The 17,186-nt window shown below is 43.4% G+C and carries 14 protein-coding genes; 7 read left to right on the forward strand and 7 right to left on the reverse strand.

All coding sequences use genetic code 11. The annotated features are described in order from the left end of the window. Nucleotides 1–185: 185 nt before the first annotated feature. The 3 genes from ACX6CI_RS19865 to ACX6CI_RS19875 are packed head-to-tail and all read right to left on the reverse strand — an operon-like array spanning nucleotide 186 to nucleotide 3,858. Nucleotides 186–1,238, reverse strand: coding sequence for an ABC transporter ATP-binding protein (locus tag ACX6CI_RS19865; RefSeq protein ID WP_458775399.1), 1,053 nt, complete (start codon nucleotides 1,236–1,238; stop codon nucleotides 186–188). Nucleotides 1,239–1,240: 2 nt separating this feature from the next. After that, nucleotides 1,241–2,866 (reverse strand): ABC transporter permease, encoded by a 1,626-nt coding sequence (locus ACX6CI_RS19870; protein ID WP_458775400.1) that lies wholly within the window; start codon nucleotides 2,864–2,866, stop codon nucleotides 1,241–1,243. Nucleotides 2,867–2,880: 14 nt separating this feature from the next. Further along, a complete protein-coding gene (locus ACX6CI_RS19875) occupies nucleotides 2,881–3,858 on the reverse strand; it encodes an extracellular solute-binding protein (protein ID WP_458778493.1) in 978 nt (325 codons plus the stop codon). A gap of 274 nt (nucleotides 3,859–4,132) precedes the next feature. Here ACX6CI_RS19875 and ACX6CI_RS19880 point away from each other — a divergent pair, with 274 nt between their 5' ends. The 7 genes from ACX6CI_RS19880 to ACX6CI_RS19910 all read left to right on the forward strand — a co-directional run bounded on the left by ACX6CI_RS19880 (nucleotide 4,133) and on the right by ACX6CI_RS19910 (nucleotide 10,919). After that, the gene (locus tag ACX6CI_RS19880; RefSeq protein ID WP_458775401.1) at nucleotides 4,133–4,909 is read left to right on the forward strand and encodes an urease accessory protein UreH domain-containing protein; all 777 of its coding nucleotides are present in this window, start codon (nucleotides 4,133–4,135) and stop codon (nucleotides 4,907–4,909) included. 23 nt (nucleotides 4,910–4,932) lie between these two features. Next, nucleotides 4,933–5,346, forward strand: a complete 414-nt coding sequence (locus ACX6CI_RS19885; protein ID WP_458775402.1) for a MarR family winged helix-turn-helix transcriptional regulator — start codon at nucleotides 4,933–4,935, stop codon at nucleotides 5,344–5,346. 494 nt (nucleotides 5,347–5,840) lie between these two features. Then, nucleotides 5,841–6,806, forward strand: a complete 966-nt coding sequence (gene glpX, locus ACX6CI_RS19890; RefSeq protein WP_458775403.1) for a class II fructose-bisphosphatase — start codon at nucleotides 5,841–5,843, stop codon at nucleotides 6,804–6,806. A gap of 97 nt (nucleotides 6,807–6,903) precedes the next feature. Beyond that, a complete protein-coding gene (locus ACX6CI_RS19895; protein ID WP_458775404.1) occupies nucleotides 6,904–7,638 on the forward strand; it encodes a phosphorylase family protein in 735 nt (244 codons plus the stop codon). A 104-nt stretch (nucleotides 7,639–7,742) separates the two neighbouring features. Then, complete coding sequence (locus tag ACX6CI_RS19900) at nucleotides 7,743–9,113, forward strand: sodium:solute symporter family protein (RefSeq protein ID WP_458775405.1); 1,371 nt, start codon at nucleotides 7,743–7,745, stop codon at nucleotides 9,111–9,113. Nucleotides 9,114–9,319: 206 nt separating this feature from the next. Next, nucleotides 9,320–9,949, forward strand: coding sequence for a hypothetical protein (locus ACX6CI_RS19905; protein ID WP_458775406.1), 630 nt, complete (start codon nucleotides 9,320–9,322; stop codon nucleotides 9,947–9,949). Between the two features lie 553 nt (nucleotides 9,950–10,502). Continuing rightward, on the forward strand, nucleotides 10,503–10,919 hold the full coding sequence (locus ACX6CI_RS19910) for a rhodanese-like domain-containing protein (protein WP_458775407.1): 417 nt from the start codon (nucleotides 10,503–10,505) through the stop codon (nucleotides 10,917–10,919). Between the two features lie 118 nt (nucleotides 10,920–11,037). Here ACX6CI_RS19910 and ACX6CI_RS19915 read toward each other — a convergent pair whose 3' ends face one another. The 4 genes from ACX6CI_RS19915 to hypD all read right to left on the reverse strand — a co-directional run bounded on the left by ACX6CI_RS19915 (nucleotide 11,038) and on the right by hypD (nucleotide 16,589). Beyond that, entirely contained in the window at nucleotides 11,038–12,375 is a 1,338-nt protein-coding gene (locus tag ACX6CI_RS19915; RefSeq protein WP_458775408.1) for a (Fe-S)-binding protein, read from the reverse strand. An 82-nt stretch (nucleotides 12,376–12,457) separates the two neighbouring features. Then, nucleotides 12,458–12,799: an IscA/HesB family protein gene (locus tag ACX6CI_RS19920; RefSeq protein WP_458775409.1), complete on the reverse strand. Its 342-nt coding sequence runs from the start codon at nucleotides 12,797–12,799 to the stop codon at nucleotides 12,458–12,460. A gap of 436 nt (nucleotides 12,800–13,235) precedes the next feature. Continuing rightward, a complete protein-coding gene (locus ACX6CI_RS19925) occupies nucleotides 13,236–14,147 on the reverse strand; it encodes a glycyl-radical enzyme activating protein (protein ID WP_458775410.1) in 912 nt (303 codons plus the stop codon). 81 nt (nucleotides 14,148–14,228) lie between these two features. Then, a complete protein-coding gene (gene hypD, locus ACX6CI_RS19930) occupies nucleotides 14,229–16,589 on the reverse strand; it encodes a trans-4-hydroxy-L-proline dehydratase (protein WP_458778494.1) in 2,361 nt (786 codons plus the stop codon). Nucleotides 16,590–17,186: the final 597 nt, after the last annotated feature.

Genomic DNA, 17,186 nt, shown 5'->3' on the forward strand with positions numbered 1-17,186 from the left:
TTAAAGAGGAGAATCCCACTTTATTCCGGCTTATTAAACTGCGAGATAGAGGCTTAGAGGTGCCTGATTATCTGGAACCTACTGACAGCAATTAGACGTTCTCGGAGTCTTCGCTTACCTAACGAATTAGATCTATATTAAAAAATTCGCTGTTATTGGTGCCCATGATCACTATCTGTCTGTGATTATTTTGGAAAGACAATCAGGTGATCAATTTCAGGTATGATTCCTATCGATTCCCCGATACCATGGTCATGGTGACTCGATACAAGCGATTGGCATCTTTCACCAGAAGGAAGCTGGAGTTGATACAGGATATTTGGTCCCCTGAAAGACTTATGCTTGATTGTTGCTCGCAACTTAGATTCATCAACATGTTGAATATCCTCAGGACGCAGCAAAAGATCAACTTCACAGCCTGAATCACATGGGAGTGACAGATCACCTTCAAAAACACCAAAACTTGATTGAACTGTTTTGGGGCCAACAACCGTACCTGATACAAGAGTTCCGTCACCTACAAACTTAGCAACTTCAAGTGTTGCAGGCCTATGGTAAATTCCATGAGCTTTCTCCCATTGTTGCATCTTGCCGTTAAATATAATTCCAATTTTATCGGCAACAGAGAATGCTTCATGCTGATTATGGGTTACGAGTAATGCTGTCGTGCCGAGCTCCTTTAAGATATCTCGAACTTCAACTGTCAATCTATCACGTAATACAGCATCAAGGTTTGAAAATGGCTCATCAAGCAGAAGTAGATCAGGCTTAGGTGCAAGCGCTCGTGCTAAGGCAACACGTTGTTGTTGTCCTCCTGAAATCTCATGGGGATATTTGTTACCAATACCTTCTAATCCAACGAGTGACAGCAACTCATTCAGCCTCGATTTCTTTTCAGAAGATTGATGTTTTCTAATACCGAAGCAAATGTTTTCTCCAATGGTCAGATGCGGAAACAAAGCATAGTCTTGAAACACCATCCCAATAGATCTATTCTCAGGAGGAACTGTTGTTTTACTGTCAGTAACAAGATTGTCATCAATATGTACTGAACCACTCTCAATATCTTCAAATCCGGCAATAACACGCAAAAGTGTCGTCTTGCCACAGCCACTTGGTCCAAGTAAACACCCTATCTCTCCTTTTAGAAGCGAAAGGCTAATGTTGTTAGCAACCGTATTGGAGCCAAATGACTTATTAACCTGGTTAACGGAGAGCAGGATTTTGTCGGTTTTCATATTTATTTCTCTGTTTGCTTTATGAGCAAAATTACGGGGACTATCGAAACGAGTATAAGATAGAGGCTAGGAAGAGCTGCACGCTCCCATTCTCCTTCACTTGTCAATTCGTAGATTTTTACTGCCAGAGTATCCCAACCAAAAGGACGGGTCATGAGTGTAATTGGCATCTCCTTAACAACGTCTACCATAACAAGAATCAGTGCAGTCAAAAGTCCTTTTTTTAACAGAGGTAGATGTATGAGCCGGATGAGCGAGAAACCTTTAACTCCTGATATAGATGCTGCTTCATCAAGGCTGGGAGTGATACTCTGCATGCTGCTATCAATACCACCAAATGCAGCAGCCATAAATCGAACTGCATATGCGGTTAACATCACAAAGATGGTTCCTTGAAGAACTGGACCTATCTCAATGTTGAATGCCCAATTCACAAGGAAGGCAAGACTGTTGTCAAACCAGGCAGTCGGAAGAAAAATACCTACTGCGAGTACTGTTCCTGGAATTGCGTATCCTATTGTTGATAGTTTACAAAGGAATATGTTCTTCTTTGATGGAGATTGTCTTTTAACATAGCTGAGAAGAACAGCACCTAAGCACGTAATTATAGCGGCAGTGACACCTAAAAATAGTGTTCGATAGAATTGAACTTTGTAGCTCGACAGCTCTCCCTCTTGCATCATCTCGACGACCCAAACCAATAGCTGTATGACTGGAACTACAAAAGCGATACAAACGATCAGTGCGCAGAAAAGCATAGCAGCAATACCTTTTCCACCCGATAGTTTTATTCGAGCGTGGACTCTAGAAGATCTTGGACTTGAAAAAAAACGCATCCGAGACTTATAGAGCCCTTCAATAGAAACAAGTAATAACGCGAAAATGACAAGTATGGATGAAAGTTGTGCTGCAGCTTTTAGAGAGAAGAATCCATACCATGCTTTATAAATTGCAGTGGTAAATGTGTCATAATTAAAAATAGATACTGCCCCAAAATCGGCGAGAGTCTCCATAAGAACTAACGCAAGCCCGGTTACAACCCAGGGTCTTGCCATCGGTAACATAACGCGCCAGAAGGCCTCCCAGGGACCAACCCCTAGAGTTCTCGCAGCTTCCATTAGTGCTCTTCCCTGACTGAGAAAAGCAGATCTGCTCAAGAGGTAGACATATGGATAGAGTGATAAACCTAAAACAAGAATGACAAATGGAGTAGACCTGACTTCAAACATCGTACGTTCAAACCCGGGAATCAGACGTATTGCTGACTGAACCGGACCCGAAAAGTCCATTACTCCAATGAAAATGAAGGCCATAACATAAGCCGGAACGGCCATTGGCAGGGTCAATGCCCAGGAGAAAAAGGCCCTGCCTGGAAAGGAGCAGGCACCAATTAACCACCCAAGGGACACACCTAAAACTGCAGTAAAGAGAAGTACACCTGTACTCAACCATAAAGTGTTGAGTACCAATGTGCTGAGTACTGTTTCAGTAAGGTGTTTCCAAATCTCTTGTTCAGGGTGAATAACAGAAGAAAGGATGACACATATTGGTACTATAACTACCCCGGCTAAAAGGAAGGCTGAAATTTGCCAGCCGTCTAGCCGGGTAGATCGTAAAATTGACCGCATAATAAACGTAATAATTATTTATAACCAACGCGGTCCATTAACTTAATTGCTGTCGCCTGAAGTTCACCGTATTTAGCGACATTCATTGGGTTTCCTTTAAACGTACCCCACTTTTCAACGACAGGATCTACCTGAACATTTGTATTAACAGGGTATTCCATATTAAGACCAGCAAACTGTGCTTGAGCTTCTTCACCAGATAACCACTCGATGAGTTGTACTGCACCAGCCTTATTCTTTGCATGAGAGGTTACACCTGCGCCACTAACATTCATGTGAACACCACTGTTCTCTTGATTGGGCCAAAATATTGCCAGTGGTAACTCAGGTTTTTTCTTCATTAACCTCCCGAAATAGTAGGTGTTAACAATTGTTGCATCACCAATTCCAGCAGCAACAGCTTCTAAAGCTTTTGTGTCATTACTGAAGGGATTTATTGCAAGATTTGTAACCCAACCAGAAACGATTTTTTCGGCTTCTTCTGCACCATGATCGGCTATTAATGAGGAGACTAAGGATTGGTTGTAAACCTTTTTGGAGGTGCGTAGGACAAGTTTTCCTTTCCAATTTTTATCTGCAAGTGCTTCATAAGTGGAGAGTTTCTCTTCTACTCCCGCCTTTGTATTGTAAACGATAGTTCTTGCACGTACTGAAAGACCAAACCACCTATTGCCTGGGTCTCTAAGGTTGCTGGGAACATTAGACTCAAGCTCTGTAGAATCTACTGCTTGCAGTACACCAGCTTCAGCCGCTTGCCATAAGTTTCCGGCATCAACAGTAATAAACAGATCGGCAGGAGTGTTCTTTCCTTCTGCTTTTAATCTCTCAAGAAGTGCTCCGGCTTTTCCTGTGACATATTTGACTTCGACACCTGTTTTTTTAGTGTATAGGTCAAATAGTGGTTTAATGAGGTGTTCTTTCCTGGCTGAGTATACAACGATCTCTTCTCCTGCAAATACAGATAATGTCGGCATTGTTAACATTAACGCCATCAGTGCAATAATTACTCTGTTCACAACAGTAACTCCTTTGAAATAAAAAATTGTTTTAAGGTTCTTGCCTAAACGCATGTTTAGGCTTCTCTTTAAAAGTTTGGGGAGTCTAAACATTTTGAAAGAGAGAGTCAAGGGGAAATACCACAATGTGGTGTTTGCCGTTATCTGAAATGGTTGTTTGATTTCTGTATTGTTTGGTAATCAAGATACTTGACAGGGAAGGTTTGTTTGGTATGTTGTATGTCAAAATTTTATGAGGAGAACAACATATATGGAACTCGAAACTTTATTAGTAGCAGCTATTCAATCTAGCTTTTTGCTGGGGTTGCTCCATGGCGTTAACCCATGTGGACATTCCTGGCTTGTACTGGCACCTTTTGTGTCAGGAGAGAAACAAGGCTCTCGAGTAGCATTGCTTACCGCTATGTTTGTGGGTGGTACGGCTGTAGCGTGTTTGGTTCTCGGGGCTAGTTTAGGCGCAGTGTCGAAGATAATACCCGTATCTATGGGCATCTGGGTTGAAGTGGTAACGTCGGTTATTCTTATTATAATTGGACTATTATTGCTCTATGATCCGCACATTTTACATAGTCATGACCATGACCATGACCATGACCACGAACACGGAAATGAGCATGAGCATGAACACTCACATTCTTGTGCCTGCAACCATCACCATCATGACGATTCACAAAATCATCACAGTGTTATGGGTAGAATTAAGGGTTTAACGAAGAATAAAAAGCTGTTACCACTAGTATTATTTGCGATCGGTTTCATAAATATGATTGTTCCCTGTCCGACAGCTGCTGTAATGTATACCTATGCCTTAAATGCAGGTAGTGTGTGGAATGCAACAGTTGTTTTTGGAACCTATGCAGTTTCAACAGCAATTGCTGTAGGGGCCGTTATTTATCTGATCTTTAAAGCAACTTCAATGGCCCATAGTCTGCAAAAGGAATGGATAGAACCGTTCATAATGAGATTTGCCGGCGTAGTAATAATTGTTTTTTCTAGTTATGGAATGTACCAAGGCTTTATGGAATAGAATTTAAAGAGAATAGTGACATTATGAGCATTGAAACCCTTTCGAATCAATTGATTGAATTATATGACAAAGTGTCATCATGGGAGCATTCTGTCGTTAAAGATAGTGGCTTATCTCCAGCTCAGATGCATACGATTGAGATCATTGGGCATAAAAAGAATCTTCGAATGAAAGAGCTTGCTGAAAAACTTGGTGTCACTACTGGAACACTTACCATGAGTGTCGATAAACTGGAAAAACTAGGTTTAGTAGAAAGAAAACCACATGATACAGACCGTAGATCATATTTTGTTGTGTTAACCGACAAAGGTGAAGAAATGTTTGAGGAGCATCATCGTTTTCATGAAGATTTTACGAGCGAGATTTCATCTGAACTTTCGAATCAAGAGTTGGAAATACTCATCAAACTACTTGGAAAAATCCTTGTGAAAATCTAAAAAAAGGGTTCTTTCGGATATTGGTATGTGCAACTACTAGAGTAGTGGAATTCAGTGACTGCATTTGTTTGAGGATAGAACCTGTTGACATTTAACCTCCACTCAAAACTGCGCTTTTGAGCGCTATATTCCTTTTCGCTTATCTCACCCGCAGCAAATCGATTTCTCAAAATTTCATAAACGCTATCACTTTGGCTTGAATGAGTGCTGAAAAAAAACCGTTAAGGATGCTGAATGCCAGATAGGCAATTAAACCCCAGAGAGGAGGGGAAACAGTCATCCGACAAGTCATGGGCCTTGACCTGAAGATGGGCCCCATAAGTACCGCGACTAGGTTACAAAACTTTAGACTGGTATAATATAGAGCATTCGCTTAAATTCCCATAGGTGTGAGCGTGGATAGTAGACTTTTAGCTAAAGCCCATTGATAAAACGAATTGAAAGGTTGGTTAAGCTTTTATTAATTTGGCAAAATTATAAAACCACAGAGAGCTATGTATAGAAATCTAGGAATGGAACTGGTCCGTGTAACAGAGGCGGCAGCGCTTTCTGCTGCTCGGTTTATGGGTATTGGGGATAAGGAAGGCGGTGATGGTGCAGCGGTTGATGCCATGCGTGCTGTACTGCAAACTGTGGAGATGGATGGTGTTGTGGTTATTGGGGAAGGAGAGAAAGACAACGCTCCCATGCTCTATAATGGTGAAGTTGTAGGAAGTGGCAATGAACCCAAACTTGATATTGCCGTGGACCCTGTGGAAGGTACCAGCCTGTTGGCCTATGGTCGCCCAAACTCTATTGCCGTTATTGCAGCCGCCCCCCGTGGAGCAATGTGGAGTCCGGGAGCATCTTTATATATGGATAAGATTGTGGTGGAAAAACAGGCTGCCGGGGCCATTGATATCACAAAATCAACTGCAGAAAATCTTCAGGCTATCAGTGAGGCGTATGAACGCCCTGTTACTGATCTGACCGTTTTTATCTTGGATAAACCACGTCATAAGAAGCTCATCAGTGAAATTCGTGAAACAGGTGCCAGGATATCTCTTCATACGGATGGTGATGTTATTGGTGGATTGATGGCCGCAGTACCGGGAACGGGTATTGATGTGTTGATGGGAATTGGCGGGACTCCCGAGGGTGTAATCACCGCTGCCGCAGTAAAGGCACTCGGTGGGGGGATGCAGGGAATACGCGCTCCTCAGCTGGATGAGGAACACGAGGCTCTTGAGTCACTAGGCGAGCCCCTGGACAAGGTTCTTGAACTAGATGATTTGATACGTTCCGACGATGCATTTTTTGCAGCTACTGGGATAACTCCAGGCCCTTTTTTAGAAGGTGTTCATTTTGATCGGGCTGGTGGGGTGACTACTCACAGTGTGGTGATCAGAGCGATTTCTGGTTCTGTACGATATATTCAAGGAATCCATCAGCTTAACCCTGAACATGTTTTTGGTGAGTAAACTGTGCTACGTGAGTTTGTAGCAGCCATTGAAGTATTGGCCGTTAAGGTTGTAGAAAACACCGTATTATAGTTAGAACCATTGTGGATTGGATCTTATGCAGACAATTTCAATAGTGATGGCAATGAAAAGCGAAGCTGAAGCTTTGATTCAAAGTCTCCAGTTGTGTAAGAAACCACGGTCATTGCCCATGAATGTTCCCTTTGAAGTGTATGAGGGGAAATTAGAAAGAACGCAACTTTCCTTATTGGTGAGTGGAACCGATCCTCACCACGGTGTGGATAATGTGGCTAACGTCCCTGCAACTCTTATGACCTACCTGGCTATTGAAAAATATAATCCAGATCTGGTTGTAAACGTCGGTACGGCAGGAGGGATTGCCGAACGGGGTTGCGAGATAGGTGATGTGTATCTCAGCTCAGGGTTGTTTACTTTTCATGACAGGCGGATTCCCTTACCTAGGTTTGAGCAATATGGCTTGGGGCAATATACTTCCTATGATACCTCTGTAATTTCTAAGGAATTACAGCTCAAGACTGGATCTGTATCCACCGGAAATTCTTTAGATTTACTTGAAAAAGACATGCAGCTCATAAAGAAAAGTGGGGCTATCATTAAGGATATGGAAGCAGCTGCAATTGCCTGGGTGTGTCAGACCCTTTCCGTACCTCTGATGAGTATCAAGGCGATTACTGATCTTATAGATAAATCGACACCTACAGAAATCCAATTTATGGAAAACCTACATCAGGCCGTCACCAATCTACAGATTAAAACTGTCGAAGTTCTTGAGCTTTTGGATAGTGCTGGAATATTAAAGAAAACAGCGTGAGTATAATGTCTCATTAGGCGCTGATATGGGTAGTTTGAGCCTCTTTATATTCCACCTTCAACGGATCTATACTTCACTTTTGTTATGGCCTGAATTCAACCTCAATGACGAATCCACTTTTCCTTTTATCGTTCTGCGTCACCTTGGCATTCATCGTTTTTACGGCGTGGAGTGGAAAAACCAAGGCCCATGACAGTGCTGACTTTTCCCTCGGAGGGCGGCGTGCAGGCCATTGGAACGTTTTTGGCGCGATTACAGGTACTCTTGTTGGTGGGGCCTCAACCATAGGAACAGCTCAGCTCGCATTCACCTGGGGGCTTTCGGCATGGTGGTTCACCTTGGGAGCAGGATTATCCTGTCTTTTTCTTGGACTTTTTCTGGCTATTCCTTTACGTCAGAGCAATGTTGAAACAATTCCTCAATTTATCTCAAGGTATCATGGCGAGCGGGCCCGAGTGTGTGCCAGCCTCTTTTCAGCAATAGGAATGTTCATTCAAATAGTGGCTCAGCTACTCGCCTGCGGAGCAATTTTGTCGGTCTTGTTTGATATGAGGCTCGTCTCAAGTGCAACGGTTTCATCTCTTCTTGTATTACTCTTTACTTTGGGCGGAGGAATGAAATCGGCGGGCATGACAGGCATCATTAAAATGGTGCTCATTTATCTGACCATGGTTGTTGCAGGTGTACTGGCTCTCTATAAATCAGGCGGCGTAACACAACTGACGATGCATTTTCCTGATTATCCCTGGTTGAGTCTGTTCGGCTACGGTACTTCTCAAGGTGTCTCTGATCTTCTTTCCATGGTCGTCGGGGTTATTTCCACTCAAACATATCTGCAGGCAGTCTTTTCTGCCAGTGATGGCATGACAGCAAGAAAAGGTGCGTTCTTAAGTGCTGTTTTTATTCCTCCACTTGGTTTCTTCGGGATTCTAGTCGGTCTTTTCATGAAGAAAACGGTTCCTGATCTGCAAAGTGCTTTGGCTTTACCAACCTTTATTATTAACTATATGCCGGACTTTATTGCTGGAATTGCTTTTGCAACATTGTTGATCGCTGCTGTCGGCACAGCGTCCGGGCTCGCACTGGGTGTTGCCACCACATTGAAAGTCGATGTGTTCCATGGTGCTTTTAGATCAGGGAAGAGAGAACTTGCACTATTTAGAGGACTGACAACATGTATCGTTCTCAGTGCTTTTGTTCTTCTGCTTTTTAATCTCGGATCGGCAATAATGGATTGGAGTTTTCTTTCCATGGGTTTGCGAGGAGCAACGCTGTTTTTCCCCATCATATTTGCTGTGTTTTTTCAAAAATACGATCTGCGGCTGGCAGGGGCCTTGTCGATATTTATTGCACCTATGAGTGTTGTAGTCTGCGGTGTAATGAAATTTCAGCAACTACAGCCATTGTATGTGGGTCTGGGGATATCCTTGACTATTTTTCTCTACGCAATAGTGAAAAGAAGAAAACAGATCTGATGCCTTAATTACAACAACAGAATCTGTTTTGTGTAGCTTTATATGTTTTCCATAAATCATTCTTTAGTTACGCAAACTCAGCACCAGCGCGATAATAATCTATTTGAGGAAATTTGTGGAATAAGATAAAATCAGATATAAGTTAGGCGAAATAGTTTGACAGTTCTGGCTTTACCATATGACAATATTCAACCAAAGAACCTGTTATGTCAGAAGCTGCTATTACGTTTTTGAGACAACATGGACGTCAGTCACTTGTCAGTCTTGGCTGCGGCCACTGGCTCAATAGGCTCGACAATCATATTCGATTATTTGTCGAATGTGGGTTGAAGTACTACGTTGCTGTTGACCGCGTCACAACAATCGATTACTCCCCCGACTCTGTTTTCACTGATAGACTTTCAGTAGACCTTCTGCTGAAGTCATACTATTCTGGAAACTCTGAACGATTCTTCGAAAATCTCCATACTTTCCCGGATACCTTTGTTGAAGAACTCGTAGATATCCCTTGTAGAGTTGTAGTCTGCCAGCGAATCCTCCCTTTTAGACACTGGGAAGATATTATCAAATCAATGGGCCCCGACCTCATACTTCAAGAAGATCTTAATGGCTGTGAAAAACAGTCAATGAGTGGTGAATTGTATAAAAAGACTTTCCCAGGTATCGTTCATTTCAAACTTCAACCCTTCAGAACTAGTCGTATTCTTGCGGCTGAAAAAAACATCATCCTCTGGAGAAGAAGAAACTTCTTCCCATGCTACTTCGACACAAAACCTTGGTGGGAGCGGTTGTTTTTTCGCCTTTTCTGGCGTAAATATCCCAGGTGTCATTATTAGTAGTTTCTTTTGCAAAATTACACTGAACTTTGTGGCCCGCTCAAATAATTTAGTGGGGTAGGAAAGATCTATGGCTCTAATAATATGCAGGAAATGTTATTGATAGCATTTCCTGCGTTAGTTCGGACTAAAATCTTCTGTGGGAGATACTTCTGAGGTGTGCACGGCTGTAATTAAAGGTCTTAATGAGAGAGATACTGCCAAACCGCCTTGTTCCATTCTGTAACACCCTCATATCGTTTTAAGGGAAGGGATAGCTGTGACTGTTTTTTGACCTTAGCTCAATACATCGAAAAGATGGATTAATGAGGGAAAGTTGATCAGGTATTCCTATTTGTAGAATGTGAGTTTTTGAGGTAAAAATTTGATTTTGGGGCATATTTAATAAACGGATAATACCTGATCCCGATAAACGGGATAAGTGCTTTGTTGGCAACAATCAACTTCACGTTTTTAAATATTGTTCCCGAGTTTTTCGGAGTCTACGCTACCTGTTCTTTATGACAGGGTTACAGCAGTAAGGCACTAATGTACTAAATTTATGGAGAATGTTATGAGATTGTTGGGATTAATCATGTTGTTGGTTTTAGGGACTGTAGTTTCAGCTTCTGCTGGGGATTACAACTATATTGACGCAAAAAACATGAAAGAGAAAATTGAGACTGGAAGTGACGTTATCATCGTTGATATTCAAGTTGAAAAAGAATTTAAAGAGCATCGCTTACCTGGCTCAATTGCCACCTACGCTTATCCGGTAAAGACAGACGCAGAGCGTGCACAGATCGATAAAGCTGTCCAAATGTTCAAGGAGTCTGGACAGGATGTCGTTATTGTTTGTCCCCGTGGTAAAGGCGGAGCAAAACGCTGTTACGACTATATGATGAAGAACGATGTTCCTGCAGAAAAAATCTATATCCTTGAAAAAGGTATTGCCGGATGGCCATACAAGGAGATGTTTGAAAAAGGTTGATTGTGGCTAAGAAGTGTACATAAAACAACCCCTCGTCTTATAGGCGAGGGGTTGTTTTATATAGTATAGGTGAGAACAAGGGGGGAATCGCCCTCGCTCTCACCAACCAAGCAGCAAATTATCTGTCTTTTAAAGGATTCGGTGTTCCCGGTTCTCCTGGTAGCCAGACACCACGTAATTCATCGCAAAGATCTTCCCTCTCATTTTCTCCAAGTACGCCAAGGGAAAGGGCCAGGAAGGTCCAGAGATTACTTACAAAAAAACCACCATTGAAATGATGAGATAGATCATGTATCTGGGCATGGCAGTTATGACAGGGGGTTATGCAATATTTTGCACCGGTTTCAATGATCTGGTCAAATTTAATTTTGCCGTAATCATGCCGTTCTTCATTAAACCCTGACTGAAGGTATCCGCCTCCACCCCCACAGCAATAGTTGTTCGACTTATTAGGGGTCATGTCGATAAAATTGTCTTCCCCTACGCAGGCCTTTACAACAAAGCGAAGATCATCAGCATAAATATCTCCGTATTCTTTACGCACCTGATTGCATGGATCCTGTACAGTAAAGCGCATTTTCAGATCCTTATTCCAAGCACTACTTGGTTTGAGCCTGCCCTCTCTTATCCATTTTGCGTAGTACTGGACAACTATTCTTACTTCAAGCGTGGTATCAATGTTAAATCGACGAATACCCTGGTTCACTGAGAAGGTGGAATGGCCACACTCGGTATTCAGATATATCCTGCAACCGAGCTCCTCTGCCTTTGAAACTGTGGCTTCAGTGATCTGCTTCCAGCCGTCATCATCTGCCAGGAACATACAGTAATTTTCTCCTGCCCAGGCGGTGCTGCCATAGGTCCAGTCCGCACCTGCAAGATGAAGGATTTTCCACAGAGGAACCATTTCATCAGGCAGTGACACAGGTTCCCGAGAGTTCTGACTAAGAAAAAATGTGGCATCTTCCTTGTCGATGGGTGCTTCCAGTTTTTCCCAGCCCGGTTGTGTCTCTCGAACTTCTTCCAGCACATCTTCTATGACAAAGCGAAAGTCATCCGGTGGTGTTCCGGTCGCACTGGTGCTGTCATTTTTCAACGCCATATCACAGGATCGAAGGATTCCCTGTGGTCGATCTTCGCGGGGCCATAGTAGGTTGCGACCTTCCATGATTAATCCGGCAATGTTGATCTCCATCGGGCAGACATAGGTACATCGCATACACATGGAGCATAACCAAACCCATTTGTGAGCGTTGAGATGATCGTCCATACCCATGGCCGCCATGCGTAGGAATTTGCGGGGATCCATATCCAGCATTCCTGTCGCGGGGCATCCTGCAGCACAAGCTCCACAGGTCAGGCAAAGATTGAGATTGCCGCCTTCTGGCAATTCCTGTTGCACCTTATCTAAGAAGGTCTTTCGTTTTGCTGAATTGACTTGAAATGCTTTACCCATTGTCCACCCTCAAAAGTTGTGGCACTATGTAGTGCCTTACTCCAGAAAGCCTGTCTGTTACTGAATGAAAGGCAAGTGGCTATCAGCAGCCACATCCTCCAGAACCACAGGAACCTGAACTGCAACCGGTTCCAGCTCCGGGTAGTGGATTTTTAGAACTTATACTAAATCCCGAACGGCTACCGGCATCAAGATAATCCACCGTAATATCGCCGCACTGTTCCAGAAGATGCTTTTCTATAAGAAAAGTCAGGGTTTGCTCTTCGAATAATTCATCACCAGGCTTTTTTTCGTCCAAGGCGAGGCCAAGGGAGGGCCCAGAGCAGCCACCCTGCATTAAGGCAATTCTTAAGGATGATGATATATTATTATCCTTCATATATTCGACCAGTTTTTCGTTAGCTTGAGAAGTTACTACCAGCATACTGTTTCCTTTAGCTTTGATGTTTTAAATGAATAAGAAACACTCATTTGTGGGATATGCCTGTACGATTTGGCATAAGAGGTGACAGTGTGAAGATATCAACACGATAAACCGGCGTCAAGAAGGTGGTTTCTATATTTCCTATCCGGCGCATAGGCAAAACCTATTTATAGCTAAGGGGTTATACCGTCAAATAGGGTCAGGCTGATTCCTCGCTTGCACATTTATTGAGCTATGTGAACGAGGTCTATGCACAACCTTCTTGCTCTACTGGAGGGGATATTTTACATGACTTGAACATGGTGTATTAAATCAAAGAGATGGTCAATGTAAGTAGCTGTATGTTTTTAGATTTTTGCTATTGCCTGGTGTGTTAAATCAAAACCACAACACCCTTAACAATGATACTTTCCGAGGTAAGTATTGTGTGTGTTTATTATCCTCCGATTGTGACCTTCAAATTATAATCGGATAGTACATTAACAGCTTTTTTTAGTGTATCCTCACTTGGCTCTGCCATGTCTTCTGAGTTATGCACCTGACCAAGACGACGATATTTATTGGCGGCAATATTGTGGTAGGGGAGAAGGTTTACAGCTTTTTTCTGCCCGGCAAGAGAAGAGATAAATAAAGCTGTCTCTTTGATGTTTTCCTCGTCGTCATTGACGCCTGCGATAAATGGGATGCGGATATTTATATTTGCACCAGACTCGGCAAGAGCCTTCAAATTTTTAAGTATCTGTTCGTTTTCAACCCCAGTGTATTTCTTATGACGGATGGAATCCATCATCTTCAGATCGTAGAGGAAGAGGTCAGTACGTTTGGCCACCTCAAGTAGTGTTAATGTGGTGGTAAAGCCTGTGGTGTCCACAGCCCTGTGAATCTTTCTCCTACCCAGTTCATCAAGAAGGGGTATGAGAAAATCAGCTTGTTGTAGAGGCTCACCGCCGGAGAAGGTGATTCCACCTCCTGACTCTTCAAAGAACACACGTTCTTTTTCAGCCTGTTCAACCACTTCCTTTGCAGTAATATATTTTCCGGACATTTCTGTAGCTAAAGTAGGACACACCTCCGCACATTGACCGCAACTGGTGCACAGAGCCATGTCAGTAACAATGCCTTCGGGGGAAAGTGTGCAGGCATTCTCGGGACAGGCCTCAACACAACTGCGACAGCCAATGCACTTCTCTGCATTGTACATCTTCTGTACCTGTGGAGAGATTGACTCGGGATTATGACACCAATCGCATCGGAGTGGACAGCCTTTTAAAAAGACGGTCATTCTGATGCCCGGGCCATCATTAATAGCATATTTTTTTATGTCGAAAATTAGACCTGATTGTTCCATGGTAAAATCTGTACTCTAAATGATGAAGGGGCATTGAACTTTCTCAATGCCCTTTGCTATGTGCTAACTCGTATGAGTGGCTTAGAAGGACTCGTTTTCGGTTCTCTCAATAACCTCTTGCTGGAGGTCCTGATTCATATCGTTGAAATAATCCGAATACCCTGCCATTCTGACCAGCAGGTCCTTGTAGTCATCTGGGGTATCCTGTGCCGCAAGCAGGGTTGCTGTATCAACAATGTTGAACTGAATATGGTGGCCACCAAGAGTAAAATAACTGCGAATAAGCTGGCCTAATTTGACGATATCTTCATCTCGCTTTAATAGACTGGGCAGAAACCTCTGGTTAAGCAGTGTTCCACCCGACTTGGTGTGGTCAAGTTTGCCAAGGGATTTGATAACAGCCGATGGCCCGTTCGTGTCTGCTCCGTGGGTGGGTGAAGTTCCATCGGAAATAGATTTACCGGCAAGCCGTCCATTGGGTGTTGCTCCAAGCACCTTGCCAAAGTAGATATGACAGGTGGTGGAGAGCATATTCAGATGGTAACTACTGCCTTTGGTGTTGGGCTTTCCGTCGATGGCATCAACCAGATCGTCGTAAACACGCAGTGCTATAGAGTCAGCATAGTCATCATCATTGCCAAAGAATGGGGTTCGGTTCATGATGGTCTGTCGCATGAACTCCTCGCCCTCAAAGTTGTTTGCAACGGCGCGTAAAAGCTCATCCATGGTAAATCGTTTGTCTTCCAGGACATGCTTTTTGATGGCGGCAAGACTGTCAGTGACTGTAGCAAGACCGGTACACTGGATATAATTAGTATTATACCGCGGGCCTCCATCGTAATAGTCCTTTCCCTTACTGATGCAGTCATCAATAACCACAGAAAGAAATGGAGCAGGGGCATATTTGGCAAACATCCGGTCAATGTAGTTGCTCACCCGTATCTTCTGATCGACTACAAAGTTGATCTGACGCATAAAGGCGTCATAGAGTTTGTCAAAACTTGTAAATGTTGTGGGATCTCCAGTTTCAATACCACATTTCTTTCCGGTAACGGGGTCGATGCCGTTATTTAATGTAACCTCAAGTACCTTAGGTACATTGAGGTAGCCGGTTAAGAGAAAGGCTTCTTTACCAAAGGCTCCAACCTCTATACAGCCACTGCAACCACCTTCGCGTGCATCTTCAAGGGTTTTGCCCTGGCGTACCATTTCCTGTATATAGGTATCAGGATTGAAGACGGATGGATAGCCATGGCCCTGTCTGATTACCTTTGTTGCGGTATGTAGAAATTTATCTGGTGTTTTGCGGCTTATATGAACCGATGAGCCGGGTTGGAGAATATGTAATTCTTCAATAATTTCCAGTAGGATATAAGATACTTCACTTGTTCCGTCACTCCCGTCTCGAAGGACACCACCAATGTTGATATTGGTGAAATCGTTATAGGTGCCGCTCTCCCGTGCAGTAATTCCTACTTTTGGTGGTGCCGGGTGGTTGTTTACTTTGACCCAAAAGCAGCAGAGTAGTTCTTTTGCTTCTTCCCTTGTCAGAGAGCCTTCTGCGATTTCTTTTTCGTAAAACGGGGCAAGATGGTGGTCAAAGTGGCCTGGGTTCATGGCGTCCCAGCCATTGAGCTCTGTGACTGTTCCAAGGTGCACAAACCAATACATCTGGATTGCTTCCCAGAGGTTTCTCGGCTTGTTTGCCGGAACATAGCGGCACACTTCAGCAATTTTATTCAGTTCTTCTTTGCGCTGAGGATCCTCTGTTTCTTCTGCCATGCGCTCAGCGAGATCGGCATGTCGCTCAGCAAAGACTATTACCGCATCACAGGAGATAGCCATGGCCTTCCACTGTTCGACCTTGTCTGTTGCTTCCGGGTCGTTCAGGTAATCCACTCCTGCTATATTTTCTTCGATTAGGCGTTTAAGGTCATTCATGCCGTATTGATAGATTTTTCCATCTAAAACGGTATGTCCGGGCGCGCGCTGCTCCATGAACTCGGTGAACATGCCTGCTTCGTATGCTGCCTGCCACTCCTTGGGCACGTGGGAAAAGATACGTTCCCTTTGTGTTCTACCCTGCCAAAAAGGGATGACCTCACGTTCGTAGGTATCAATATCTTCCTGCGTGGTGATATAGCGTTGCATGTCACGTGTGTTGAGCACGTGTAAATCTTCGACGCTATGACAGGTCAATTCTGGAAATGTGGGTATGGCCTTGGGCTTTGGCCCACGTTCACCGACGATGAGCTCGTCATCCCCAAGGTAGAGGGTCTTACGTTGACAATGGTCCAGAAATGTCAGGGCACGGAGTACAGGGATTGAATATTTGCCCAGGTTGGCCTTATAAAATTCTGTTTCGTGAAGAGCTCGTTCGATGGAAATTGTAGGTTCTGTTTCGACGCTGAGTTTACGAAGCCTCTGAATCCGAGGATTCATACCGGGCTCAGTATCACCACTTGTAGGATTATAAAAATTGCCTTCTGTTGCCGCTGCTCTTTCAGGTTGTGTGTTTGTAGAATTAATCTGCTCAAACATATTAATTGTCTCCCAATGATAGGATTGTCTTTCGAGGTTTAATTTTGAATGAAAACCAGGAAAACGATACATTAACTAAGATCTATAATCGTCTAGGTAACGTAAATAACAGGAGTTCACTGAAGAAATGGTACACCATTTCCTAAGGAACCCAGGGGGAAAAATGGGGAGGGTGTTAATGGTAGAGCATGCAGCAGTTATACAGGCACCTGTAGCTTGTTCGAAGGTGGCTTATGCTGGCAGGAGGTGTCATAGAGAGCAATGGGCTGACAATTAAAATGTATGGATAAACCTACGTAAAATAACTCTTAGCCCACATTATAGCACAGGGAGGCCAAGAGTTGAAACTAATTCTTATGTAAGAATCTCTACGTTCCACCATACAACAGGACGTTCACCGAGGAATTCGTCAGCTTTTGGTTAAAACTCGTTCTTCTCTGTCATCATTTACGCACGTTTCTTCAGGGAATACGCAGTTGAGAGCTTCAAAGGTAACCG

It is taken from the genome of Desulforhopalus glucosivorans, from assembly GCF_054397165.1.